Here is a 23,165-nt window from a genome sequence, read left to right on the forward strand (position 1 = left end):
ATGGATTCGATGCTAAAGAAAACTCTATTCGCAACATTGGTTGCGGCCCCTTTACTTGCACTTATTATGCTTTCAGTAGTAGTGGCGTTCATCTTTAATCAAAGCTACACAGGCCCGGACAAAACCTTCACTGTAAAAAGTGGAGAAACTTTCGGGAGAATTAACCGTCGTCTTTATGATGAAGGTCTTATTCCGAATACTCGTGTGTTCCACTACTACGCTAAATATAAAGGTCTTATGTCGAAGTTTCGTGCCGGTAACTTTACCATCACGACTGGCTCAAACATGGGGCAAGTATTAGATACATTAGTTTATGGTCAGCCAAATCTTACGAGTGTCACAATTCCGGAAGGAAAAAACATGTACGAGATCGCGAGGATTTTCGCGAACGCCGGCATCACGACTGAAACGGAATTTCTGGATGCTGTTAAACATCCAGGTCTGATCACCCAATTAAGTGCCCAGGCGCAGAACCTAGAGGGTTATCTTTATCCTGAGACTTATCGATTCGCTCCTAACACTTCTGCTAAAACAGTTGTGAAGGCCATGATTGATTTATTTAATGAGAGAACTAAAAACATTGATTTCAATCACCCGTTCTTAAATAAACATCAGGTGATCACTCTTGCCTCAGTGGTTGAAAAAGAAACAGGTGCCAAAGTAGAACGTCCGGCCATTGCAGGTGTTTTCACGAATCGTTTGAAAAAGCGCATGCGCCTTCAATCAGATCCCACAACTATCTACGGTATCTGGTCTCGCTATCAAGGTAACATCAAGAAGGCCGACCTTCTGGAAATGACTCCTTATAATACATATAAAATTCCAGCATTACCTCAAGGCCCGATTTCAAACCCCAGTCTAGAGGCGATCCAAGCTGTGCTTAATCCTGCTCAACATGATTTCCTTTATTTTGTTAGTAAGAACGATGGAACGCACGTTTTCTCTAAGACCTATCAGGACCATGAGAAAGCAGTTCAAAGTTTTCAGAGGAATTCAAAGGCAAGAGAAGGAAAGAGCTGGAGAAATCTTAAGCAGTAATTATTCTTCGATGAAAGATTCTTCGCAGGTCTCGGACATTTCCGGGAAGGTCTTATTTACAGCATCATTCCACATGTAAACTGTAGATGACTTCATACTGCGAAGACTCTTTAGTGAGAATTGCAGGAAGAACTTTTCATTCTTCGTATCCACCGCCGCTCCGTAAATTCGACCATACTCATCCATTGCACGTTTAAATGTACTATTTGGAAGGGCCATTTCCATCACATAATTATTGCGAGTGTTATTCAGAGTTGCGATCCAGCTAGCAAGAGGCTTGAAGCACTTTGGATAAACTTCTGCGCGCTGATAATCACCATTCGGAATGAGTTTTACTCCGAAACTGATGTATTTGCTGGCCGATTCAAGTGAAGCTTCAAGTTTTTTCTTAAGATCAGCAAAGCAGTTACTGTTTGAAAGCATTTCAGAGCGAAGGCGATCGACCTTGTTATAGTTCAGGTCTTTTGTACATTCTTTCTCATCCAGCATTTCACTGTTATCGATAGTTGGAGCACAAGCAAAACTTGTGGCATGAAACATCTGTCTTAGCGAAGTTGTAAGAAGGCCGGTCGACTCTAAGTAAGTTCTTAGTTTCGCATCCATATTCGAAGACACGACGGCACGGACTTTACCTTTTGAATCGAGAATTGGAGCGCCGGTATTTCCATTCTTCATTTCACAGTTGTTGAAAACCATACTTGGTGAAGAGATGTTTGAAGCAAGCGGGTTGATGTAAGTATTGTAAGCGGCCTCACAGTACTCACGACGAATAATGGCGGTATAGTCATCTTGTTGGTCCACAAACCATGTTTGATATTCTTTCGCATTGGCCAGACCATCACGACTAATACTTGCCTGACGACGATTAGATAAAGGAGTAGAAAGTTCAAGGAAGCTCACATCATCACGCCAAAGAATAGGATCATTGCCGTCTAATTGAGAAACTTGAAGAACTTGCTTACAGCCCACTCTTTCGGCCGGACGATTCGAAGTTTTTGGAAAAAAGAAGAAAATATCACGACTACAGTCCTGTCCTACTAATCTCAAAAGATTTGGTAAACAGCTTGAACTTGTGGCCACTGTATTTTCATTAACCAGAAAACCGGTACAGAAGTTTAGTTTGTTATTGTTAACAACTGCGATCTTAGTCAGATAGTTAGGGCAGGCCTGATTTCCGTCACACGCAACTTCCTGACGAGAAAGAAGCATGTCCATTTCAGACGGCTCTAGATTTGGACGAGAAGCCACGAATTCATTATCGTTCTTGGCCTTCTTCCCGCATCCAACGAAGACACCCATCCCCAACAGCAATGTAGTGGTTAACAAGAAACGCAATGACATCAGTAGTCAGCTCCTGACTTACGGATGTGGACCATTGGTTTAGATTCCTCACTCATTTTATAAGAAGAGAGAACTTTGGCGTAAACGATGTCGTGATCACCCGGTTTAACCGAATCGATCATCTGACACTCGATAGCAGATTTCGCCTGATTCAAAATGACGCCGCCATTGGCACCAATCTGATGAGGCAACTCGCTAAACGGATTACTGGCCGGGTCATACCCTTTCCAGAAATGTTTAAGGTAAGACTTGTCGTGGTCGCCGACAATGTTAATCGCAAAAGGTTTACCAGATTTGATCAGGTCGTAAGCTGGGCGGCCCGGCTTGATGGCAAGAGAAACGATCATTGGACTAAAAGACGCCTGCTGAACCCAGCTGGCCAGATAGCCATCGATCACACCTGTAGCAGTATCTTGTACGGCCACAATAAACAGACCCGAAGGAATATGCCCAACAGAGGTAGCAATATCGCTAAGCAGCATAAATCCTCGTTTTCATTAATGTCATAATTAACCTTAGCGAGCCAAAAGCAGATTTGTCAAATTTGACCTTAAGAAAACCTTAACGCAGAGCTTTTTATTCAATTTTTGGTAAATTATTGCCGATAAGATGTGTCACTTGAGTCGTGCCCCCTATACCTTTAAAATAGAGGGAAGTGGGTCGTTTTCAAGGCTCGTTTATTATCGGACTCCAGGGAGGATCCTGTGGATAAAAAGAAATTGGAACATTTCAAAGAGTTGCTGCTGAAACAACGTCAGCAAATCTTGAATGTAGGCCTTCTTAACAAATCTGAGGACTTGCATGTTGCGGAAGAGGATCTTTCGGACGAAACAGACCTTGCTTCTTCACTTATTCAACAACAATTGAACTGCACGATCCGTGATCGCGAATATGCAAAACTACGCCGTATCGATGCTGCTCTTGATAGAATCGCAGAAGGTACTTACGGCCACTGTGAAGAGTGTGACGAAGAAATCGGTATGAAACGTCTGGAAAACCAGCCATGGGCCGAACTTTGTATTACTCACGCTGAAGAAAAAGAGCGTGAAGAATCGCAGGTTTGGAAACAGGCCTAGTCCTAAATTCAGTCCTAATCAAAAGGACCCTTCAAGGGTCCTTTTTTTATGCCCAAAAGTTAGTGTCTATATATTAGACAACTCTCACAAATCAGACACCCAAACCCACCTAACCCCTGAATACCCTATCCCCAAACTTGGCAAACGGCTTGCTTTACATAATTACACGGAAGCTTGAACGCTTCCCCTTTTGAACTTTAACCGTGGTAAGGATTGGGAATGAAAAAAGCTGTTAAAACACTCTTCGTAGTAGCCCTCAGCTTAAAGCTTTCAGTAGCAGCAGCTGCCGGTCTAGCTTACAACCCAGAACTTCTTATCTCTCGTTACGCTTCATGGGGTATCGATCCAGATAAACACCTGGCCTCTATCAATCTGAAAGAATCTTGGAACAACTTCAAAAAGAACAAAGATATCGTAGTTGCCGTAGTTGATACTGGTATCCAGGGTGACCACGCTTTCCTAATCAATAATATCTACGTTCCACACGGGAAAGTTTCATCAACAAATTTTGGTGTAGATTTCTCTGGCGAGAAAGTAACAAATGCTCCAACAGATGCTCACGGTCACGGAACTCACGTTGCCGGTATCGTGAAGTCGATCTTCCCAGAAGTTAAAATCCTGGCCCTTAAATATTACAATCCAAAAGCTTCTGGTCAGGCGAACCTAGATGCAACTATCAAAGCTCTTAAATATGCTGTTGATAATAACGTTGATGTCATCAACTACTCTGGCGGCGGTCCTGAAGCTTCAGTAGAAGAACTTCGCGTTCTTAAAGAAGCTGAAAAGAAAGGTATCCTTGTTATCGCAGCAGCTGGTAACGAGCGTTCAAACATTGACGACAAGCGCCACGCTTACTACCCGGCTTCATACGGTCTATCTAATATCATTACTGTTGGTGCTCACGATGATGGTCTTAACATAATCCCTTCTTCTAACTACGGTAAGAACTCAGTTGATATCGCAGCTCCTGGTCACCGCATCCGTTCAGCGATTCCAAATAACGGTGCTGGTTATATGACTGGTACATCTCAAGCGACTGCTTTCGTAACTGGTGTTGCTGCTATGATTAAGTCAAAGCACCCATCTCTTAAATACGATCAAATCAAGAACATCATCCTTTCGTCTTCTCTTAAAGTGAAAAACTTTGATGGTAAGATCCTTGGTGCTGGTAAACTTGATGCTGGTCGCGCAATCGAACTAGCTGATCAAGTGAACAATAAACTTGGTACTCCAGCTGCTCGCGCTGTAGCTAACCGTTAATAATTACCCTACAATGAAGGGATGAAGTTAAAGTCCCTTATTCTCTCCCTATCTCTTACTGTAGTTGCGGGCGGACTCTATGCCCTTTGTTATCCCTCAATTTTCGGCGATGGCTGGTTTCCACTATTATTTTTGGCTTTGCCTTTTTTCCTGTGGCGCCTGGAAGTTGCTCCTAATGTGAAGAGCACTTTGCTGCATATTCTCGCCTACAATCTTGGTTTAAATCTCGTTGGCTATTATTGGATCCCTCATACACTTCGTGAGTTTGGGCAACTGCCTTGGATCATCTCTGTTTTATTGGGGCTCTTGTTCTCACTCATTCTTCAACCTCACTGGTGGTTGTACGCGGTCTGGAAAAGATGGCGTCCGGACTTTCAGTGGTACTCGCAGAAAGGGATTCTCATCACGGCGTTTGTGATGACGATTATGGAGAGATATTTTCCACAGCAGTTTCCTTCTTATGCGGGAAGCCCTTGGCTGAATTTGGCGCCTTACTTGGGGCTTGCTCCGATTTTAGGTGTGGTGGCCTTTAGTTTTATGACTTATTGGGTCTCCCTTGAAACCTTCACTCAACTCGCATTGAAGAAGTTCCGTCCGCAAGTGTGGATCGCACTCGTGGCCTTTGTTGCTCTGAATGCGATTTCTCCTCTGAAAGACACACTTTCTGATAAGACACTTCCGGTTCGTGTGGTTCAGGCGAACATCGGAAACTTTTTGAAAGTTTCTTCTGAAAAGGGTGACGAAAATTCTTATCAGTCGATCAATAAGAAATATCTGGATCTCTCGACAGTTCAGAATGGCTTCAATCCTGAACTCATCGTGTGGCCAGAGACCGCTTATCCCAACGCCTTCGTGGGTGAACGCACTCGTTTAGATTTTATTTTCCAGGACATCATGAACATCACCAAAGCAGAGATGCTGGTGGGTGGGTATGATCAGGATCCAACGAAGTCACCTTTTGATTTTATGGAAACTGTTTTCAACTCTTCAGTTCTTATGAGTGATAACAAATTTAAAGTCGCTTATCACAAGAACATCTTGATTCCATTTGGTGAGACCCTTCCTTTTGGGCCGTTTAATCGCCAGATCATTTCGATTGTTCCGGCCGTTTCACTTTTCGCTCGCGGTGAAGGCACTCCTTTGATGGAAACGAGAACTGGTTATCGCTTCGTTACTCCGATTTGTTACGAGATCCTAGAGAGTAACTACATGAGGGGCCTTCTTAATCAGTGGAAGGAAACGCGCTTCATTGTGAATCACACAAACGATTCTTGGTATGGCGATACTGCCGAACCTTATCAGCATTTGTTTCTCTCAAAATGGCGTGCCCTTGAGTTTCAACTTCCGATTGTGAGAAGTACGAATACTGGTATTACCTCGGTGATTTTTCCGGATGGTTCTGAGTCGAAGAGACTTGAGATTGGGACTGAGGGAACTCTAGATGTGAATGTTCCCATGGGAACTGGTCTGAGTACTCCGTATCAAGAATATGGAGTGTTTCCAGTTGTGGGCATTTTCTTAGTTCTGATGCTGGTGACTTGGTTTCTCGAGAGAAGAAAAGATTAATCCAAAATTTTTTAGATCTGTTTTGTAGAGATGTAGGTCTGTGCCTCTGAAATTGTATGAGTGGTACAGACGAAGTCCCAATTTCTCACTCAAGCGAACTCCTTCAGGACTTACGCATTCAGCGAAAATAAATGAAGAGCTAGAGACTTCTTTCTCATAACTTTTTACGCCAAAACACATTTGCTTAATCATGTGAGTAGAAGCGTGAATGTTCTTACCATAAATCGAATAGACAAAGAAATAGACTGGAGATTCTGGATTGCGGTCTAGGTTGAAGTCAGTGAGTTCAAAGTCACCTTCATCATTTTCATCATCCGTAATTTTGTGAAGTCCTACTTCATTAAAAGGAAGCACGATTAAGTGGCCGACAAGTTCTTTATTTGAATAGATGACCTGAAAAAGTTCCGGATATTTATGAGAGAGAATTTTTAAGATGTGATCAGGAATGTGTTCTTGTTCCCCATAAATGTCATCCATTTGTTTCGTGACTTCACGAAAGTTCTGAGTTTCATTCAGGGAAACAAGTTTGTATTTCATTTGCTAAGTGATGAATTAAATCCCGCTTTGAAGAGATCATGGAGTCTTAGAACACCTTTGAACTCACCTTCATCAACAACCGGAGAGACGTTCAATGGGCGTGACGGATTTTCCATGATTTTGAGAGCATCAAAAGCAAGTGTCGTTGAAGCGACCGTCGTCGGCTTTGCTGTCATAATGTCTTTCACAGGTGTTTTGATGGCGTCAGCTGATTTAGCAAAAGCACGTCTGATATCACCTTCAACCAAAATTCCCAGCATTTTTGAACCTGAGATAATCGCACACATGCCGACTGGTTTTTGAGTCATGGCAAGAATGGCGTCCTGAAGAGTGGCATTATCAGCAACAGTTGGACAATCACTTGCTTTAATCATTAAGCGATCAACTGTTAATGAAAGAGATTTACCAAGAAGACCCGCTGGATGGTTGACCGCAAATTTTTCTTTCGAAACACCCATCACATTTTCATATAGCACGGCCATGGCATCACCCATCGCAAGGGCAAGTGTTGTACTTGTAGTCGGAGCAAGATCATTGATACAAGCTTCTTTTTCTACTGAAGCATCCAAAACAAGACCTGACTTATGAGAAATAGGAGAATCAACCTTCCCTACCAATGCCACAATTCTTTCTTTCGGAATCTGCACGTAAGGGATCATATTAAGTAGTTCTTCAGTCGTACCGGATTTACTAATAAGCACTATGGCATCAAGTTTTGTCACTCGACCTAGATCACCGTGCATGGCCTCGGTTGGGTGAAGGAAGAAAGAAGGAAGTCCCAGTGATGAGAAAGTGGCCGCGATCTTTGTTCCAATGTGCCCTGACTTCCCTACCCCTGAAATAATCAAGCTTCCGCCGGTGTTTACCAGCTGCTCGTAAAGGGCAACAAGCTTTTGGGCCTGTTCTTCCGTAAAACGAGAGGCCGCAAGCTCCAGTGCCTGAGCTTCAGTTTTTAGTACTTGGGTAAAGATGTTTTTGTGGTCCATGTGCGTTCCAAAAGAATTTCTTTTTATCTGATTCGTTGATAACATGATTCTTATGAAATTTATTCTTTTAGTCACCATGATTTTAGGTTTGAGCGGATGCGCTAGCTATGAAAAGTTCCGTCAGATTACGGAAGAGCTAGAAATTCCGACAAAAATCTACAAGGCCGATTACAACCAAACTTGGCAGGCCGTGATCCAGGTGATGAGAAAATATGACATCGCACAACAGAACCAAGAAGCTGGTTTTATTAAGACCCGCTGGATGGATAACACTCTGGAAGTGAATTTCGCCGATTCATTCGGTTCCGCCGATGCTGTGAAGGCCGCAAAGTATAAGCTTGTGGTTAACGTGGTTAAAGGTTTCCGTGGTGGACGTGAAGTAAGTAAAGTCACGATCTATAAGCGCCAGCTTATGGAGCAAGATTTCCTTCAAGGTTGGAAAGAAGTTTCAACTGATGGAATAGCCGAGAAGACCCTTCTCTATAGAATTGAACGTCTCGTGGCCATCGATAACAGGCTTAAAGAAATCGATAAGGCCCGCGAGAAAGAGCAGTTAGAAAACAGCGGTATTCAATAATTTTTTAAACTAGATCGTCTTACCATTCGTCAAAGCGACCTTTGACCAGAACTTACGACGTTGTTCTACCGAGTTCGGTGAAACTTCCCCAGTGATTTTTTCCAGAGAATAATCCAGATCATCCATGAGGTCTTGATACTTAGGTTTCTGAATAAGTTTTGCGAGAGGCTTCTGTGCCTTCTCAAACTTCACATCCCCTACAGTGCGAATGATACTTTTTACGATTGAAGTTCTCTTGCGAGCGCCCTTCTCTCCAGTGTAGTTACTTTGGTCATACATCATGCTCCAAACATTTGGACCAAGTGACGTAATCTTGAGTTGAGAAATATTATCCAGGGCCTGCACTCTCACGATGAGAGAAGGGTCTTTAAGTGCTTTAGCGTAAACTGCGTGGTACTCTGCCTGACGAAGACCAAGAAGGGCCTTCAAAGCAGCCACTCTCATCATCCAGTGCGGATGATCAGCAAATTTAGCAATAAATGGAGCAGATTTCGTTCCCATCACTTGCGCCAGTAGCATGGTTGCATGCCAACGGTTTTGTTCAGGGTACTTACTCTCTTTCATGACTTTGATAAGAACTGGCACTGCTTTCTGACGGTGCTTAAAAGTATGCCGCTTCAACATGGCATGAAGACCCGGAGTACGAGCGTCCATCATGAACATATTTTGAAGTCTATCCAGGGTCACCACATCTTCTTTTACAAGAGGCATGGTTCTGCCGTTTGGGTCCTTTAATAATTGGATTTTTTTCTCAGTTGCCGCAGCAAATGAGAGCGAAGAAATCCCCATGAGACACACAAGAGCGGCCAGTTTCATTTTTACCCCAGCATTTTTTCAAATTCAGATAGAAGATCTTCAGGAGTCTTATCTGATTTGGATTTGTCGTCTGATTTTTGTTCATTCATGGCGGCCAGCATATCGGCCTCAGAAGTATCTTCTTCAGGAGCTGCCTCAGCGGCCGGTTCTTCAGAAGCAAGGAAATCTTCCAGTGCATTTGTATCAGTGGTGCTTTCAGCAGGAGTCGAATTTCCTAAATCAGCAAGTAGGTCTGAAACATCAGCAGTTGAAAGGATGTTATTTGGATCGATGGCCTTGGCCGGTTCAGGAGTTGGGGCCGGTGCTGGAGCTGCTCCACCTTGGGCCGCAAGTGAACGCTTAAGTTGTTCGTTCTCTTGTTGAAGGCGTTTTAAATTCGCAAGATCATCTGAGATGATTTCAAACTCTTTCAAGCGATCGCGAATTTCATCGCGCTCTCTTGTTACCATATCTAGTTCTTTCTTAAGACCAGCGTCCCCTGCTCCACCGCCAGCTGCTGCACCTGCATTATTGCGAGCATCGGCCAGAAGCTTTTCAAGTTCTTTGATTTTGCCTTCAGCAGAATTCAAATTACCTTGAGACTGATTTAGTTTTGTTTCAATTTCTCTTTGAGAACCTTGAGTTGAAGAAAGTTGTGATTCAAGTGAAGCGATATAGGCTTTCTTTTGATTGATCTCTTCTAGTAATGCCGTTGATGGCGCACCAGAGACAGCAAGTCCATCACCACCACCAAGATTTTGAAGAGGCATTACTGAAGGAACACTTCCACCTGTAACATCTAATCCGCCCCCTCTGAAAAGAGACGATTTAAGTGCGGTTGAATTTTGGATGATTGAATCTAAATAGCTTTTAACAACCGTTGCTGGAATAGCATGTTTTAGATTGTGGTATTTACGACGGTTCGAAAACCATAACCATAAGAACAGAGTTGAAAGGATAATAAGAAAACCGAACTGAATGACCAATAGTTCAGGCCCAAATTTATCCATGTAATTAATGACAGAATCGAACACAACCCCTCCGTGGATATAGTTCGCTAGCGATAAACACGCTGCTTAGTGTTTACATTATCTAACCCATCAGAATTCTTGTCAAAGTAAAGAATTTTCTACTTGTTAAGGATCTTCTTCAAAGGGGCATAGAGAGCGGGATCTGCAGCAAGAACAGATACCCCGAATGGATGGTACTTTTCGCCCTTGATGGTTGAGATTTTTACTCCGGCTTCCTCGCAAATTAAACCAGCTGCGCCCATGTCCCAGGGCTGCAGACGATATTCCCAGTAAGCATCGAGCATTCCGGCGGCCACATAACTAAGTTCAAGGGCCGCACTTCCCAAACGTCTCATGGCACGAACTTCAGGAAAACTTTTCAGTAAATCTTTTTCAACGCGCTTACTTGTGAGATTGGCCGACAAAAGTGCTTCTTTAAAAACCTTCTTGGACTTGGTGGCCTTAAGACGAATTTTGATTTCCTTGTCCCCTACTAAGCGCATGAGATAAGCACCACCGCCGCGAACTGCATAGAAAAGTTCGCAGGTCACAGGATTGTAAACCACACCAACAAGAGTTTCGCTTCCTTTATTAAGGGCGAGACTGACGCAAAAAAATGGAACTTTATTGAAGAAATTATTCGTTCCATCAAGCGGATCGATTAACCAAAGATACTGATCTTCATCCACGCCTTCCATCTTAAGCTCACGTGAAAAGGCGTCTTCTTCCGAAAGAATTTTATGATCAGGAAAATGTGCATGAATTTGCTTCATGACATAGGCCTCAGATAAAAGATCGGCCTCAGTCGCCAGACCTTGCTTACCTTTATCAAGAAGTTTTAGTGGCTCATTATATGAACGGATTAAATGAGAATTGAGAATTCCACCGCATTCAAAGGACCACTCAATCATGAGCTCCAGAACTTTGGATAGATCAATGGTGGTGCTTTTTTTCTTCTTCAGCGTTTTTTTCATGAACGAGCTCTTCCAGAGTTTGGATTTCTTCTTCAGTAAGTTTTTCTACCGGCACAGTATAAGATTCAGTCAGCCACTGACCCAGATCAATCAGACGACATTTTTCCGAACAGAAAGGACGAAACTCCGAAGAGTAGTAATTAAATTTTTTCTTACAGTTTGGGCAAGTCACTGCCAATTGTTTCATCTTAAGACTCTTACCTTTAACATTTCAAATTTTGCCAACATTTCCTGAGTATACTTTAATTCGTTGCCGTCGATGTGGTCCACTAAAAACAAACCGCGAACAGAATTGGTACCAAAAATCAAATCGGCCTTCAAAACTTGATCAATATTTGAGGCGACTTCCTCCGTCTCTTCAAAAAATTCTTTTGAAACATCCAGGACCTTTCTTCGCATCACACCTTCCAGAACATTGGGCCCAGCAGGTGGAGTATAGAGTTTGCCTCGTCTCACCACGAAGATGTTCGCCACAGATGATTCCAAAATCGTATCATCAGGAGCCAGAAACAAAAGATCGTCATCAATGTCTTTTAGATAAATTTTTTGTGCCAAGATGGTTTCAAGATAATTCCCGGCCTTCAAGAAAGAGGGCCACCATCTCGGACGCATAATCGCCGGACATGTTCGGAGCTTAAACACTCCATCAGTTCTTACTTTATCAAAATGAGTAGATGATAAGTGGAGCTTTAAATCAGTTACTGAAATCAAACCACTGCGAATGAGACCTCGCCCCTGCTGCTCGCGATAGACCGTGATACGAAGAACGCGGTCGCCATTTTCCATGAGCATGCGAGTCTCTAGCATGTTCTTGAAAATCCCGACCCACTCATCTGCGTCAGTGAAAGGTCCATAGAGAAATTCAGTGCCTTTTCGAAGGCGATCGAAGTGATATTCCCAATCTTGTAATACCCCATCGAACATTCGCACAGTGGTAAAAACTGATTCTCCATACATAAATGCTCTATTATGAGTTTCTGACACTTTTACCTCTTAAAACTTGGCCAACGTTCGAATACTCATGATAGCTTTGATGAGGAGTTTCAAACTAGTCATTTTTATGATGCGACTAACCATCATTGGCTTTGGAAATCAGGCTCGTGCCTGGTCACAAAACCTCAAAGATTCAGGATTCCCAGTCAGAGTGGCGCTGAAGCCAGAGAGCCCTTCCATTGAGATTGCAACTAAACTTGGTTTCGACGTTGTTGAAATTGGTAGTTCCGATTTTTATTCTGGTGAGGCCTTTGCACTTCTCACTCCGGATCTGACTCACCAGGAACTCATGACTGCTCACGGTGACAAATTTCACAAAGGCAGCGTGATTCTTTACGCTCATGGGTTCTCACTGTTAAAGCATAATTTCCATACTCGCTTCCCTCATCTGCAACACGTGCTTTATGCGCCTAAATCAATTGGCTCAGAACTTCGTCGTCAGTATGAACTTAAAGGAAAACTAGGTGCAGTTTACTCACTCGAGTTTTACCAGGGGGAAACTCTCGCCATTGAAAAATGGTTAATGAACCTGGCCAAGGCCATGGGAATTAACATGGGCCCCTATATGACAAGTTTTGAGCGTGAGACCCAAGCGGATCTCTATTCAGAACAAGGGCTTCTTTGTTCGCTTGTTCCCTACGCTGCTGGTGAAATGTTTCGCCACTTAGTGGAAGCAGGAATTGAACCAGAACTTGCTTACTTTGAATGTTGGCACGAACTGAAACTTATTGTGAACGCCATGGTTGATAAAGGACCGGAAGGTTTCTTTGATCTTATCAGTCCTAATGCCCTGATCGGTGCAGAGAAAGGATATCACAAACTATTTACCCCAGAATTTCATTCAAACCTTCGATCTCTTTTTACTGAGATCCAGAACGGTAAATTTGATCAAGAGCTAGATGCTGCCAATGTTGAAGAGACGAGAAAAATCATTCGCGAACGTTGGGCAAAATCTCCTCTCATGAAAACTTTTCATAAAATTCATCAGGACTCTCCATGAAAAAATTAAATCTTCGTGACATCAAAAAGGCCAAAGGACAAAAACTTCAGGTCCTGACTTGTTACGATTTTCAAATGGCCCAACTTTTTAACGAAACTGATCTGGACATGATCCTGGTTGGCGACTCAGTTGGAAATGTGGTGCTGGGATATGAAACAACAGTTGAAGTGACACTGACTGAGATGGAAATTTTCGGCAAGGCAGTCCGAAGAGGTGCTCCTGATAAATTTCTTATCGTCGACCTTCCATTTGGAAGTTATTCAACGGTCACTCAAGGTGTACATTCCGCCACGAAACTTTTTCAGGCGACTCGTTGTGAGGCCATCAAACTTGAAGGTGCTTTTCCCTATCAATTGAAACTGATTGAACGTCTGACTCAAACTGGTATTCCAGTTATGGGCCATATTGGTCTTACTCCGCAATCGGTTCATCAACTGGGTGGATATTTCACGCATGGTAAAACTGAAGACGATGGTGAACGTCTCTTGCGAGAGGCCCGTGCCCTTCAAGCGGCAGGTTGTTTTTCTATCGTGCTTGAAATGGTGGAAGAAGGTGTCGCGACTCGTATTACTGAAGAACTTAAAATCCCGACTATCGGGATTGGTGCCGGAAGAAAAACTGATGGCCAGGTTCTTGTGATCAACGATCTTTTAAAAATGGGAGCAAGAACTCCACCTAAGTTCTGCCCACCAATCGCAGATCACTATCAAGAAAGAAAAAATCTTATTACTCAATATCTCATCGACCAGAGAAAATAATGCAAGGACTGATTACACTCGATTTCGGCAACTCTAACCCTCACGCAGGACTCTTCCAGAAAGTAGACGGTAAATGGGACCTCATCAAAGTGGTTCCTTTCAACGAACTTCAAATCTACACCAACCAATTAGGCATGAGTGCTAACAACTCTAGTGTGGTGTTGTGTGAAGTGAAGTCCCGTGAAGAAGAGCTCGCTCCCCTAGCGGAACAAGGCTATCTCATCACTCGAGTGAAAGAATATTGGCGTGGAACTCGCTTTGCGGGCATGCCGGTGAATTATGCCAAGACTCTCGGTGAAGACCGATTAATTGAGGCCTTCTATTGTTATAAAAAAGAAAAGATTCCAACTCTCCTTATCGATGCCGGAACTTTCGTCACGATGGATGTGATAACTGAAAACGGTTTCATGGGTGGTTATATCATTCCAGGAACTGAGGCCTACTTCTCGACCTATGGAAAAGGCGAACAACTTAAAGACGTTCCCCTGACTTTGAATTTTAAACACCAACTTCCCCAGGAAACCGCTGACGCCATTACTGAGAGTTATTCCGCCTTTGCCGCGCTGGCCAAAAGCCTCATTTCAGAGCATAAAATCCAAAAAATCGTCCTTACGGGCGGTTTAACGACCCTTTGGGAAGGATTTTTTACGACTGAGAAAACCGGCCTAGTTGTGGAGGGACATCCCCATTTGATACACTGGGCCCTCCAATATTGGATGACTACTCAGATTGAGCCACTATGAACATTCTCTTAGGTATCTCTGGATCTATCGCCAGTTTTAAAAGTTACGACGTCGCCAGACAACTGGTGAAAAATGGTCATTCCGTAAAAGTCATTTTAACTGCTGGGGCCCTGGAATTCATCAAACCAGAAACATTTCGTTATCTAGGTATCGAAGCAGTTTATTTACCGACTGATGATTTCGTTCCGGGCAATCTAGCAAAGACTTCAACTGTGCTTCATATCGAACTGGTAAAGTGGGCCGATAAATTAATCATCGCACCTGCCAGTGCGAATACAATTTCTCGTCTTGCGATGGGAATCACCAATGATCTTCTCTCGAGTGTATACCTGGCCTATGGTTCCAAACCGGTACTGATGTTTCCGGCGATGAACACTCAAATGTGGCAGAACACACGCATTCAAGATCATATTAAAAATCTTCAAGCACTTCCGCAGATCGGAATCATTAATCCAGTGGCAGGACTTCTCGCTTGTGGAGATATCGGTAGTGGGAAATTTCCCGAAGTCTCAGCAGTAGTTGATCTGATTGAAACATTTGATCCGACTCTTCCTAAAAAAGAAAAGGTTGTGATCACAGCGGGTGCCACCGCCTCTCCGCTTGATCCAGTAAGATACATCACGAATCCTTCAAGTGGAGCGATGGGCATGTCAGTGGCAAAGGCCTTTCTTATGTCAGGCTACGAAGTGACAGTTCTTGCTGGTCATCAATGCACACCTGCGATTGATAACCTTTTGGGACATCCAAACTTCAAACTTCTAAAAACGCCGACCACTGAGCTGATGAAACAAGCAGCGGTTAAAGTGTTTCCAGAATCTGATCTTTATATTTCAACAGGCGCCATTGCTGATATCGAATTTGATACCGCGACGATCAAGCTTAAGAAAGAAGCGATGGGAACTTCCCTTCCCTTCAGACAGGCGGCCGACATTCTGAAAGAAATTCTTTCCATCAGAAAGAAACAAAAGATCGTGAGCTTCGCCGCTGAGACAGAAACAACGAAAGAAGTTTTTCAGGAAAAAATGAATCGCAAGCCGGTCGATCTTATGATCGGAAATAAAGTGGCCAATGGCCTCATCGGTAGTCCTGAAGTTCAAGGATTTCAAAAGGCCGAAGGCGAATACTTTTTCGTTGGGCCGGAGACAATTAAAGGTCCACTCAAACTAAGCAAACTCGAACTGGGAAAAAAACTTGTTGCCTGGTTTGAAGGCAAGATCACATGGTAACTCTCGTTCGCACGACTCAAGAACTTAATGACATTCGCTCCAAAGAAACAAGACCAGTTGGATTCGTTCCTACCATGGGAAATCTCCATCAAGGGCACATTTCTTTACTCGAGCGCGCATTAACGGAATACGAGGTAGTTTACTTCTCTATTTTCGTCAATCCTAAGCAGTTTGGGCCAAATGAGGATTTCAACCGTTACCCTCGCACACTTGAGCAGGACATAAATCTCATTGAAGAACTCACGAAGCGTTTTCCCAAGAAAGAGGTTGTCGTTTATTCTCCTAAAGACCCACAGGAAGTTTTTCCTGAGTCTAAGAATCAGAATGTTTCAGTCCTTGGATTGAGCACCATGCTGGAAGGCAAGATCCGTCCAGGGCATTTTGATGGAGTGGCAACGGTGGTATACCGCTTATTTGAATTAATGAAACCGACATCGGCCTATTTTGGCCTGAAAGATTTTCAGCAATACCTCGTCATTCGCCAGATGGTGAAAGACCTGCAGATGCCTATCAAAATTGTTGGTATGCCGATTATTCGCGAAGCTGAGGGGCTGGCCCTTTCTAGCCGTAATCAATACCTGTCTCCAGAGCAGAAATCGACTTCGCTCTTGATTTCAAGAACACTCAAAGAAATTACAAAAACGATTAATAATAAACGAGCAAATCTTTCTCAAGCGCAGACCTTTATCTCTACCCTTCTCAAGGATCCAAACTGGAACTACCTTGAAATGAGAGACGCTGAAACGCTTTCAGAAGATATTTCTCATTCTAAACAAATTACAATTCTTGCGGTTTATCAGATGGGCACAACTCGCCTGCTGGACAACACGCAAGTGGAGATTGAATGAATCACGAAGAGTTTAAACTTCCACTCGGCCAGAAGGCCTCACTTGTTTCACTGGTATGTGATAAATTTGAAAGTCATTCTACGGTTCTTGAAACAAATAATTCTCTTCGTGAATTGCGTGAACTCCTTAAAACTCTGGGCCTCATCGATGGTGAAGAATACGTCCAAAATCGTAAGCACCTGGATCCGGCAACTATGCTGGGCGAAGGTAAATTAAGCGAAATTGCGGACGCTGCCCGTGAAGAAGGCTCTTCTGTCCTGGTTTTTGACTTTGAATTAACTGCCTCTCAGGTTCGTAACATCAAGGCCATCACCAAGATGGAAGTGGTAGACCGAAATACCGTTATCCTGGAGATCTTCGCCCACCACGCACGTACAAAAGAAGCAAAAATCCAGATTGAGATCTCTCGCCTGCAATATCTTCTTCCTCGATTGACTGCCATGTGGGGTCACTTCTCTAAACAAAGAGCATCTGGTGCCGCGATCGGTGGTGAGGGTGAACAACAACTCGAGCTTGACCGTCGTATGGTGCGTGAACGTATTGAGTTCTACAAAAAGCAACTTGATGAAGTTCAAAAATCCCGCGAACAACAAAGAAAAAAGCGTCAGAACCAGGCGGTTACTGCTGCTCTGGTTGGTTACACCAACGCTGGTAAATCTTCTCTCATGAACCGCCTGTGTAAGGTGAATGTACTGGAAGAGAACAAGCTCTTCGCAACTCTTGATTCAACTTTCCGCACACTCAACCCGGATTCTAAGCCGCCGATGATTATGATTGATACGGTGGGATTTATTTCAAACCTTCCGAACACACTCATCCAAGGTTTCAAAACAACTCTTGAATCTGCTCTTGAGGCCGACCTGCTTGTCATCACTTGTGACATTTCAGATCCAAATTACCAAAAACATCTGCGCGTTACTCAAGAAGTTTTGAAAGAGCTTAAGATTGAAGAAAAGCAACAGATCATTGTCTTCAATAAAAAAGATCTATTAAATGATCCAGTTCGTGCTCGGATCATCATGAGAAACTATCCAAATTCATTTTTAGTTTCTTCTTATGATGAAGAAGATATGAAGAATCTTCGCGAGTACATCATCAATTTCTTCCTCTCAAAACAGGATCATTACGATCTATTTGTTCCTTATGAAGCGGGTGAAGCTCACTCGAGAATCAGAGGAAATGCGAACATCATTAATTCTGTTTCACATGAGCAGGGAATTTTTTATCGCATTCGAATTCCAGATTTTATTTTCCAACAACTCGGCCTCAATAATTTTATTTTGGCTCCGTCGGAAGCTAAAGACTGGGAAAATCCAACTTCAATTTAGAAAAAATTTACTTGAGTAAGTGAGCGTAATCAGATTACTCTTTTGCGCTCATGAAAAAAACACGAAACACGCTTAAACGACGATGGACTGAACGTCAGGCGAGATTGAAAGAGAAATCTTTGAACCTGGCACATCCAGTTGTGAAAGCTTCATATACTTGGTCAATTCTTTCTGAACAACTTTGTGATGTACTCGGACCCGAAGTTCATCATCAATGGTTCAAGCAAGTAAAACCTCTGGTGATCAGTCACAACGTTCTGATCCTGGAAGTTCCAAATCATTTTTCAGCACAATGGATTCACACTCACTATCATGAGCTGGTTGATGTACTACTTTCTGTGATGGATAAAAAATTAACGTCGTTTTTTATTTCTCAATCTGAACGTCATCATGCACCTCAGATCGCGACAGGGCTAACTTTAGCGGAAGGCCCCGCTACGGAAGTAAAGCGTCAATCCGAAGACGAGTAAAGTCAGGACGATCCCAACCGTAACAATGAGCTTGTCTTTATTGTTGTTCATGCACCGATTATACAGGAAATTTAATTAAGCTTTAAAAATTTTCCAAGAAGATCCGGAATTTGGAAGGGATCAAACGGGCGCTGAATTTGCCCTATAATGTTCTTAATAAAGCTCAGCTCCTCTCCCGCCTCAATCAGGACAAAGGGAAGATTCTGCATATTTTCTGAGCTCTCATACTGCTTTTTAAAGGCCTCGCCATGAGTGGCGGCGGTCTTTCCGTCCAGAATAATCATGACCGGTTTCAGATCATCCACCAGGTAGCTGAAATTCTCAGCACTTGGAAGCGTATAAAAAGGCAAATCCTTCTTCTTGAAGACTTTTTCAAGAAGACCGGTTGCGAATGTATTTTGATCGATCCAGAGGATTAAACCCACGAGCTTGTATCCTTTGACAAAGGGGGCCAGTGATTACTACCATTGGGCCATGGAAAAAGAAAAGTCAAAAATCCTCGTGAGAGACGTGCAAACTCAGCAAGTTCTGTTTGAATGTGCCATCACTGAATCAGAAAAGGCCTATCAATTTGCCGCTGAGATGGAGGAGATGGGACTAGACATCGAAGTGGTTGTACCTACTCTCGGTGAAACTCTTTCCAACTCATTAGGTCTGTCTCGCGAAGATCTTGAGAAATACAAAGAGAGCCTCGAAGAAGAAATGGATTCTCACGAAGGCTCATGCTGTTTCACAGAACCTGAAGACGATAAAATCATCCACTAAAATTTGTGTCCATAGTGAACGAACACCGAAAACGGCAGGACTGAGTAGCCGTAGAGTTCTTCGTATTCACGATCCAAAACGTTTTTAACCTGAACGCCGACCTCGTCCCTGATCCACGTTTTTTTCGCCCCAATATCTAAAACCGAATAACCGTTAAGTTTCACAGTTTGAAAATTCTCGTCTATATCCTTTCTTGATGAAAACCAGCGGCCGGTGGCATTGAGTTCAATGGTCTCAACCGGGAAATACGAAAAGCTCAGCTGGGCCATATTGTATGGGCGACGAAGGACGGGTTCTTCATTTTCACGGAATTTTTGATGAGTAAAAGTCGGAACCACTTCAAACCTGTCTGACTTCCAGCCGGCCGAAAGCTCGACCCCTTCAGCAATGAACTTGCCTTGGTTGAAATAAGCATTATCAACAAAAGAGTAATTGATAAGATTTGAAAGACGATTTTGGAAGAAGGTAATCCCCCCACTCCATTCATCGACACTTTTTCTCCAGGAAACTTCCCAGGAGTGATTTCTTTCCGGAACCAGATCCTTGTTTCCAAACACTGGAGCATATAACTGATAAAGCGAAGGTGCTTTAAATCCCTGCGAGTATTGAACTGAAAAATCTTTGTAGGCCACTCCACCAGAGCCAGTAACAAACTCTCCGTATTGAGAATGATGATCAGCGCGACCACCGGCCTGCAATTTAAAATCATTTGATTTGAAGGCACTTTGAAGAAAAAAAGAATTTAAATCAAAGCTTTTATCCACACTGGTAGTTGAACTGGTTTCGTGCTCATTAGAAACCCCAGTGAGAAATCCCCATTGAGGCAGCTCAAGGCGGTGAACAAGTTCATTCTGGTAGAGATTACCCTCGAAAGGTAGCGGTCCGGTTGATTCCATGCGGATGAAGCGTTGATTTCGATTAAGACCGTTTCTGAGTAGCAGCACGGATTGATCATTCAGTTCATAACTCGTTTTTTGCTGTACTAAATACTGATCATTAATGCTGTGATCATTTTTAGTATCAGTGGTTGCACCATCGAGTTCATTTTTCCCGTGAAGATAAGAGAATAAAAAATCAGTCTGCCATTTCTTCGCCCATTTGTGTTCCGAAGAAGAAGTGGCCTGAGTAATATCCGCACTATCTGCTTCAGTGGCATTGAAGCGTTTTTCATTCAGGCGAGAAATCCCATCTGTATGAAAACGAGTGAGAGTCACAGTTCCATTATGATCCTTTTTCTTCCAGTCTGAAGAGACCGTACCATCAATGGTTCCAAAACTTCCGCCATTAATCAGCACTCTCGTTTCAGGAGCATTTTCGCCTTTGCGGGATTTAAGTTCCACCACTCCACCCATGGCGTCTGATCCAAACAAGACCGCTTGAGGTCCTTTATGAACTGTTACATCACGAAGAAACGGTGACGTCATAAAAGCAGCATCGAACAAACGTCCCGTATTGGAACTATCATTGAGCTTTAATCCATCAAGAGTAAATCCAACATGACGGCCTTCAGTGCCTCGAATGAAAAAAGAAACTGTTCCTCCTGGCCCACCATTTTGTGTGGTCACAATTCCGGGAGTTTTTTCAATCGCAGGAGCAATCAGCGCAGTTGAAGCTGTCTCAATATCACGTTCAGGGATTTCATTGGCATCACCAAAAGTAAAGCGGTCGATGTCTTTGACGGTTTCGACTTCAATGACTTCAAGTTCTTCTTGAGCGAATACAGGAAGAGATAACAGAAAAATAAGAATCCAGAGCCTAGACATCATTTCCTCCTCGGGAATGTCTGATCTCCTGGACCGTATCTGACTTATCTCTTATGAGCTTACAGTTGCGGGACAGTGCTGGATTTTCACCGGCTTCCGGTTTGGCAGGAGTTAACTCACTTTAGCATAGAACCATCAAACTGGAATCCTATTTGTAACATGAGTTCAGGGCTGGGATTGAAGGCAAGCTGATCGACAACTAGTGGAACATAGAGAACTTGAAGTCTCACGAGTTCAAAAAAACTCACGGCGGCGGTTAATTGTACAGTCACTCCCGAGCAGGCGGCCGAAGAGACTTCCGCTAAATCAGCATCACAAGGTTTAGTCCCCAAGTTATCTCGATCGGCCAGGATGTAGCCTAAGCGTGAACCGATATGCCACTGAATCACCGCTGTATTGAGGTTCACAGGCTCATATTCAATCCCAACAAGTGGAGTTACTGCCCAGATGTCTTGTGCCCGATTAAAGAAGCTCGACATGCCGTTAAACATCAAGTGATAGGTATGCCGATAAGAGGCCGTTCGAAAAGAATCGGTAGGAATCACACGTGAGTACCCGACTTCAGGTGAACTGGCGTAAAGGGCCGACCAATAATCTTTAGGAGGAGTGTAACGAAGAAAATTCAGGGCCGGTCTGGTGATAAATGTGAGCTTTTGGTGTTGGGCCTCTGGCTGCTTTCTCACCAGAGTATTGAGCATCTTATTCAAACGTTCTTTCAAGTAGACTTTTCCATAATGGGACTGATCCTTATCCAGGCCAAGGTCTTTAAATTCAAAATCATGATTTTCCAGATAATCAAAAACAACATCAAAATCAGGTTTATCAGTGATGGGAGTGTTCTTTCGATAAACTGCAAGATCACTTAAAATTTTTAAATTAGAAGATAGTTTGCACTCCTGCTCTTTATGAAGATGCCGCTTGAAACATTGAAAGGCCTGATCTTCTGTATCCACTTTTCCAGGATTGATGGAATCAGCATCATTCATTCCCAGATAAAAATCGGAGATACGAAAATCCTCTTCAACAAAACCGAGAAAGGCATAAAGAGGTTCACTTACCAGAGGGTAATTTTTTGGATTAGTCTTAATGTGTTTTCCAAGTCCAGGTTTTGCTTCGAGACTTTTTGAAAGTTCAAATTTTCGGGCCTGCACCGTGAAATCAACTAACAGATGATAAAAGTCTTGAATGACTCCCTCATCTTTTCTCTTCACTTGTTCCACATTTTTCTTACTCACCAAGGGCGCAGAAGCATTTAAGTAATAAACCGTGTACTCCTTCCCAGGAGTCAATTTGTCCAGAACTTCGTAGGCATAACCCACGGGACCATTGTGATAAATGCCACCATCAATAAAGAGTTCGGTTTGAGTATTTGAAGAATCACATTTCTTAAAAACTTCACCAGGCCGGAGTAAACAAAACTCAACCGGATAAGGGGTGAAGGCACCGGGAAAAGCTGAAGAGGCCTGGATCAAATCAAGGAGAATGTTGATGTCACTCTGAGGAGAAGCACCCAAAGGTAAATAAGTACGAAACTGCTGCAGGCCCTCGGTTTGATAATTTTCAACAAAAGGATACTGTCCCTTGCCTCTTCCCTTAATTCGCACCATGAAGAATTCTGGTTGGCGAACGATTTCAAGACCGGGCTTAAACTCTTCCACGAGAGGTGTTCGCCTCGTGACCGCTGCACCGAAAATGATATCGCATTCTTCCCGTAGTCCTTCTCTCCATCGTTCTCTTGTTTCTGCAAAAAGTGGTTTAATTGCTTTTCTTTCTAAGAGTGAAAAGACTTTTTCATCCTTTGATTCCAACTGATCGAGTCCAATAGGAATCCACATCTTCCACAGTAAACTTTTCTCACGGTCAGTGTCGCGAAAGCCGCACATATCAAGAATGCCGAAGAGACCATTGATACTTCCCGCGGAGGCACCGAAGACCACTTTTGTATTTCGAGTAAGAGATGCTTTATCTTTTTGCAGAAGCTGATAGAAAACACCGGCCTCATAGCTACCAAGCGAAACACCTCCACTAAGAGTGAAAGCGAGCTTTTCTTCCGCCCGGATTGAAAATGAAAAGATTAGAGCGAGAAGGATTAAACACTTCATCGCGAATGA

25 protein-coding genes and 1 riboswitch are annotated in these 23,165 nt (G+C 43.2%); of the genes, 13 read left to right on the plus strand and 12 right to left on the minus strand.

Annotated features, from left to right (window positions below; all coding sequences use genetic code 11):
• Positions 1–9 precede the first annotated feature (9 nt).
• Positions 10–1,038, plus strand: a complete 1,029-nt coding sequence (gene mltG / locus SOO65_RS18090; RefSeq protein ID WP_321393702.1) for an endolytic transglycosylase MltG — start codon at positions 10–12, stop codon at positions 1,036–1,038.
• Here mltG and SOO65_RS18095 read toward each other — a convergent pair whose 3' ends face one another.
• Both SOO65_RS18095 and SOO65_RS18100 read right to left on the minus strand, forming a co-directional pair.
• Complete coding sequence (locus SOO65_RS18095; protein WP_321393705.1) at positions 1,039–2,379, minus strand: trypsin-like serine protease; 1,341 nt, start codon at positions 2,377–2,379, stop codon at positions 1,039–1,041.
• Positions 2,379–2,861 (minus strand): flavin reductase family protein, encoded by a 483-nt coding sequence (locus SOO65_RS18100; RefSeq protein WP_321393708.1) that lies wholly within the window; start codon positions 2,859–2,861, stop codon positions 2,379–2,381. Before SOO65_RS18100 ends, SOO65_RS18095 begins: the two co-directional genes overlap by 1 nt.
• A 222-nt stretch (positions 2,862–3,083) precedes the next feature.
• On the opposite strand from SOO65_RS18100, the gene SOO65_RS18105 reads away from it, so the two are divergent.
• The 3 genes from SOO65_RS18105 to lnt all read left to right on the plus strand — a co-directional run bounded on the left by SOO65_RS18105 (position 3,084) and on the right by lnt (position 6,281).
• Complete coding sequence (locus SOO65_RS18105) at positions 3,084–3,455, plus strand: TraR/DksA family transcriptional regulator (protein WP_321393711.1); 372 nt, start codon at positions 3,084–3,086, stop codon at positions 3,453–3,455.
• Positions 3,456–3,674: 219 nt separating this feature from the next.
• Positions 3,675–4,715: a S8 family serine peptidase gene (locus SOO65_RS18110; RefSeq protein WP_321393714.1), complete on the plus strand. Its 1,041-nt coding sequence runs from the start codon at positions 3,675–3,677 to the stop codon at positions 4,713–4,715.
• A gap of 21 nt (positions 4,716–4,736) precedes the next feature.
• Positions 4,737–6,281 (plus strand): apolipoprotein N-acyltransferase, encoded by a 1,545-nt coding sequence (gene lnt / locus SOO65_RS18115; protein WP_321393718.1) that lies wholly within the window; start codon positions 4,737–4,739, stop codon positions 6,279–6,281.
• On the opposite strand, the gene SOO65_RS18120 is transcribed toward lnt, so the two are convergent.
• Positions 6,234–6,818, minus strand: a complete 585-nt coding sequence (locus SOO65_RS18120; RefSeq protein WP_321393721.1) for a hypothetical protein — start codon at positions 6,816–6,818, stop codon at positions 6,234–6,236. The two genes, lnt and SOO65_RS18120, sit on opposite strands and share 48 nt — an antisense overlap.
• Positions 6,815–7,804 (minus strand): KpsF/GutQ family sugar-phosphate isomerase, encoded by a 990-nt coding sequence (locus SOO65_RS18125; RefSeq protein WP_321393724.1) that lies wholly within the window; start codon positions 7,802–7,804, stop codon positions 6,815–6,817. Before SOO65_RS18125 ends, SOO65_RS18120 begins: the two co-directional genes overlap by 4 nt.
• A 52-nt stretch (positions 7,805–7,856) precedes the next feature.
• Between SOO65_RS18125 and SOO65_RS18130 the strand changes: the two genes are divergently transcribed.
• Positions 7,857–8,381, plus strand: coding sequence for a hypothetical protein (locus SOO65_RS18130; protein ID WP_321393727.1), 525 nt, complete (start codon positions 7,857–7,859; stop codon positions 8,379–8,381).
• 9 nt (positions 8,382–8,390) lie between these two features.
• Here the strand turns inward: SOO65_RS18130 and SOO65_RS18135 are convergent, their stop codons facing one another.
• The 5 genes from SOO65_RS18135 to SOO65_RS18155 all read right to left on the minus strand — a co-directional run bounded on the left by SOO65_RS18135 (position 8,391) and on the right by SOO65_RS18155 (position 12,144).
• Positions 8,391–9,197: a HEAT repeat domain-containing protein gene (locus SOO65_RS18135; protein WP_321393730.1), complete on the minus strand. Its 807-nt coding sequence runs from the start codon at positions 9,195–9,197 to the stop codon at positions 8,391–8,393.
• 2 nt (positions 9,198–9,199) lie between these two features.
• Positions 9,200–10,210, minus strand: a complete 1,011-nt coding sequence (locus tag SOO65_RS18140; RefSeq protein ID WP_321393732.1) for a hypothetical protein — start codon at positions 10,208–10,210, stop codon at positions 9,200–9,202.
• 95 nt (positions 10,211–10,305) lie between these two features.
• Positions 10,306–11,160, minus strand: a complete 855-nt coding sequence (locus SOO65_RS18145) for an inositol monophosphatase family protein (protein ID WP_321393734.1) — start codon at positions 11,158–11,160, stop codon at positions 10,306–10,308.
• The gene (locus tag SOO65_RS18150) at positions 11,120–11,347 is read right to left on the minus strand and encodes a DNA gyrase inhibitor YacG (protein ID WP_321393737.1); all 228 of its coding nucleotides are present in this window, start codon (positions 11,345–11,347) and stop codon (positions 11,120–11,122) included. Before SOO65_RS18150 ends, SOO65_RS18145 begins: the two co-directional genes overlap by 41 nt.
• Positions 11,344–12,144 carry an aminotransferase class IV gene (locus SOO65_RS18155; RefSeq protein WP_321393740.1) on the minus strand — a complete coding sequence of 267 codons (801 nt, stop codon included), beginning with the start codon at positions 12,142–12,144 and terminating at the stop codon, positions 11,344–11,346. Before SOO65_RS18155 ends, SOO65_RS18150 begins: the two co-directional genes overlap by 4 nt.
• 76 nt (positions 12,145–12,220) lie before the next feature.
• Between SOO65_RS18155 and SOO65_RS18160 the strand changes: the two genes are divergently transcribed.
• The 7 genes from SOO65_RS18160 to SOO65_RS18190 are packed head-to-tail and all read left to right on the plus strand — an operon-like array spanning position 12,221 to position 18,526.
• Complete coding sequence (locus tag SOO65_RS18160) at positions 12,221–13,153, plus strand: ketol-acid reductoisomerase (protein WP_321393742.1); 933 nt, start codon at positions 12,221–12,223, stop codon at positions 13,151–13,153.
• Positions 13,150–13,911 carry a 3-methyl-2-oxobutanoate hydroxymethyltransferase gene (gene panB / locus SOO65_RS18165; protein ID WP_321393745.1) on the plus strand — a complete coding sequence of 254 codons (762 nt, stop codon included), beginning with the start codon at positions 13,150–13,152 and terminating at the stop codon, positions 13,909–13,911. The genes SOO65_RS18160 and panB overlap by 4 nt, the downstream gene beginning before the upstream one ends.
• Positions 13,911–14,654 (plus strand): type III pantothenate kinase, encoded by a 744-nt coding sequence (locus SOO65_RS18170; protein WP_321393748.1) that lies wholly within the window; start codon positions 13,911–13,913, stop codon positions 14,652–14,654. Before panB ends, SOO65_RS18170 begins: the two co-directional genes overlap by 1 nt.
• Complete coding sequence (coaBC, locus tag SOO65_RS18175; RefSeq protein ID WP_321393751.1) at positions 14,651–15,880, plus strand: bifunctional phosphopantothenoylcysteine decarboxylase/phosphopantothenate--cysteine ligase CoaBC; 1,230 nt, start codon at positions 14,651–14,653, stop codon at positions 15,878–15,880. Before SOO65_RS18170 ends, coaBC begins: the two co-directional genes overlap by 4 nt.
• On the plus strand, positions 15,874–16,728 hold the full coding sequence (panC, locus tag SOO65_RS18180; protein WP_321393755.1) for a pantoate--beta-alanine ligase: 855 nt from the start codon (positions 15,874–15,876) through the stop codon (positions 16,726–16,728). Before coaBC ends, panC begins: the two co-directional genes overlap by 7 nt.
• Positions 16,725–18,056: a GTPase HflX gene (gene hflX, locus SOO65_RS18185; protein WP_321393758.1), complete on the plus strand. Its 1,332-nt coding sequence runs from the start codon at positions 16,725–16,727 to the stop codon at positions 18,054–18,056. The genes panC and hflX overlap by 4 nt, the downstream gene beginning before the upstream one ends.
• Before the next feature lie 50 nt (positions 18,057–18,106).
• Positions 18,107–18,526, plus strand: coding sequence for a DnaA N-terminal domain-containing protein (locus tag SOO65_RS18190; RefSeq protein WP_321393762.1), 420 nt, complete (start codon positions 18,107–18,109; stop codon positions 18,524–18,526).
• 71 nt (positions 18,527–18,597) lie between these two features.
• Here SOO65_RS18190 and SOO65_RS18195 read toward each other — a convergent pair whose 3' ends face one another.
• Complete coding sequence (locus SOO65_RS18195; RefSeq protein WP_321393765.1) at positions 18,598–18,951, minus strand: hypothetical protein; 354 nt, start codon at positions 18,949–18,951, stop codon at positions 18,598–18,600.
• Between the two features lie 49 nt (positions 18,952–19,000).
• Here SOO65_RS18195 and SOO65_RS18200 point away from each other — a divergent pair, with 49 nt between their 5' ends.
• On the plus strand, positions 19,001–19,291 hold the full coding sequence (locus SOO65_RS18200) for a hypothetical protein (RefSeq protein ID WP_321393767.1): 291 nt from the start codon (positions 19,001–19,003) through the stop codon (positions 19,289–19,291).
• Here SOO65_RS18200 and SOO65_RS18205 read toward each other — a convergent pair.
• Positions 19,288–21,054: a TonB-dependent receptor plug domain-containing protein gene (locus SOO65_RS18205; protein ID WP_321393771.1), complete on the minus strand. Its 1,767-nt coding sequence runs from the start codon at positions 21,052–21,054 to the stop codon at positions 19,288–19,290. The genes SOO65_RS18200 and SOO65_RS18205 overlap by 4 nt on opposite strands.
• 13 nt (positions 21,055–21,067) lie before the next feature.
• Positions 21,068–21,198: riboswitch (cobalamin riboswitch) on the minus strand.
• Positions 21,171–23,156 carry a patatin-like phospholipase family protein gene (locus SOO65_RS18210; protein WP_321393773.1) on the minus strand — a complete coding sequence of 662 codons (1,986 nt, stop codon included), beginning with the start codon at positions 23,154–23,156 and terminating at the stop codon, positions 21,171–21,173. (Overlaps the previous riboswitch by 28 nt.)
• Positions 23,157–23,165: the final 9 nt, after the last annotated feature.

Source organism: Peredibacter starrii (assembly GCF_034259205.1).
Classification (GTDB): domain Bacteria; phylum Bdellovibrionota; class Bacteriovoracia; order Bacteriovoracales; family Bacteriovoracaceae; genus Peredibacter; species Peredibacter starrii.